The following is a 2,092-nucleotide window of genomic DNA, read 5'->3' as shown; positions in this document are numbered from 1 at the left end:
GTCCGGGGGTGCTGGCCCGGCCGGCGGGCGCCGGGTGAATGCCCCCGGTTCTCCAAGCTATTGTGGCTCATTTGCTTACAATGTGGCTTGACGTATGCGCATAGGTCTGCTAGCATTCTGCGCTCTCCAGGGAGCGGTTTTTCTCCTCCCCTGAAGGCAGGTAGCCCCGACGACGGCGTAGACCGGGCACCCGTGTCTACCACCCCCTTCCCAGCCGGCGCGGTCCCGCGCCCGCCGACCCACCACGACGCTCCAGGGCCGAGATCTTCCCGTGACCGATTCGCGTGATGCGCAGGTGTCCCTTCCGGCGGAGGGGTCGCATCCTTCCCGTCCGTCCACGCTCGGCGACCTGATCGGGGGGTTCGCCGCGAGCACCCCGTCGCACGCCGCGCTGGTGTTCCTGGAGAACGGCGAGGGCCCGGGGGCCGAGCTGACGTATGCCGAGCTGCACCGGCGCGCCGCGGCGCTGGCCGGGGAGCTGGAGCGGCGGGGGCTGCGCGGGGAGCGCGTGCTCCTCCTCCTCCCCTCCGGGCTGGACTACGTGGTGTCGTTCGTGGGGTGCCTGTACGCCGGGGTCGTCGCCGTCCCCGTGTACCCGCCGCGCAACAACTGGCACGCGGAGCGGGTCGGCGTCATCGCGCACGACGCGGGCGCGAAGGCCACCCTCACCCTCGCCTCGCTGCTCACGGAGGTGCGGAGCCGCCTCGCCGCGGCGGGCTCGGAGGCGGTGGAGGCCCTCATCGCCGCGGACGAGGTGGACTTCGACCAGCCGGGGTTCGTGGACGACACGATCCGGCCCGGCGACCTCGCCTACCTGCAGTACACCTCCGGCTCCACGGGGAACCCCAAGGGGGTCATGGTCCGCCACGGCGACCTCCTCGGCAACTGCGCGCTGCACGCCGCGGGGGTGGGGCTCACGGGCGGCGAGACGCAGGTCTCCTGGCTCCCCATCTTCCACGACATGGGGCTGGTGGAGGGGATCACCATGCCGCTGACGCTGGGGGGCACGGCGGTGTTCATGCCGCCCACGGCGTTCGTGCAGAAGCCGGTCCGCTGGCTGCGCGCCATCAGCCGCTACCGCGGCGTGTTCAGCGGCGGACCCAACTTCGCCTACGAGCTGTGCGCCACGAAGGTGAGCGATGCCGAGGCCGCCGAGCTGGACCTCTCCTGCTGGCGCGGCGCCCTGAACGGCGCGGAGCCCATCTCCCCGCGCACCCTCCGCCGCTTCGCCGAGAAGTTCGCCGTGAGCGGCTTCCGCCCCGACGCGCTCATCAGCGCGTACGGGCTGGCCGAGGCCACGCTGGTGGTGAGCTGCGGCCGCTTCGGCGAGCCCTCCCCCACGCTTCACGTGGAGAAGCGCGCGCTGGAGCAGGGCCGCATCGTCGTGGGCGCGGAGGACGGCGCAGGCAGCCAGCCGCTCGTGAGCAGCGGCCGGATCCGCCCGGAGTTCGAGGTGCGCATCGTGGACGCGGAGACCGGCCTTCCGTGCGCGCCGGACGAGGTGGGCGAGATCTGGATCTCGGGCGGGAGCGTCTGCGCGGGGTACTGGCGGCACGCCGAGGCCACCGAGGAGACCTTCGGCGCCACGCTCCCGGACCGCCCGGGCCGGCGCTACCTGCGCACCGGCGACCTGGGCTTCGCGCGTGACGGCGAGCTGTACGTCACCGGCCGCGTCAAGGACCTGATCATCATCCGCGGCGCCAACCACTACCCGCAGGACCTGGAGCGCACCGCCGAGACCGCCCACCCCGCACTGCGCCGCGGCGGGTGGGCCGCCGCCTTCACCCTGGAGGAGGGCGAGGGGGACCCGCGGCTGGTGGTGGTGCACGAGGTGGAGCGCACCGAGCGCAAGAAGGTGGACCCGGCGGAGGCCGGCCTCGCCATCATGCGGGCCGTGACGGAGCAGCACGGGATCGACGTGGACCTGGTGGTGCTGGTGGAGCCGGCGGGGGTGCCCAAGACCTCCAGCGGGAAGATCCAGCGCCGGGCCTGCCGCAGGCTCCTCCTGGGCGGCGGGCTGCGCGAGGTGGGCCGCTGGGAGCGCCCCCGCGCCGCCGCGGAGGCGGCGCCCACCTCCGCCGGCGTCCCGGGC

1 protein-coding gene is annotated in these 2,092 nt (G+C 73.7%); it reads left to right on the top strand.

Annotation, left to right across the window (positions count from 1 at the left end; all coding sequences use genetic code 11):
• Window positions 1-271: 271 nt before the first annotated feature.
• Window positions 272-2,092: fatty acyl-AMP ligase (locus VGR37_24275; GenBank protein ID HEV2150539.1), on the top strand; the 1,821-nt coding region annotated here is incomplete at its 3' end.

Source organism: Longimicrobiaceae bacterium, from assembly GCA_035936415.1.
Lineage (GTDB): Bacteria > Gemmatimonadota > Gemmatimonadetes > Longimicrobiales > Longimicrobiaceae > JAFAYN01.
This window is presented reverse-complemented; position numbering and strand designations above follow the sequence as displayed.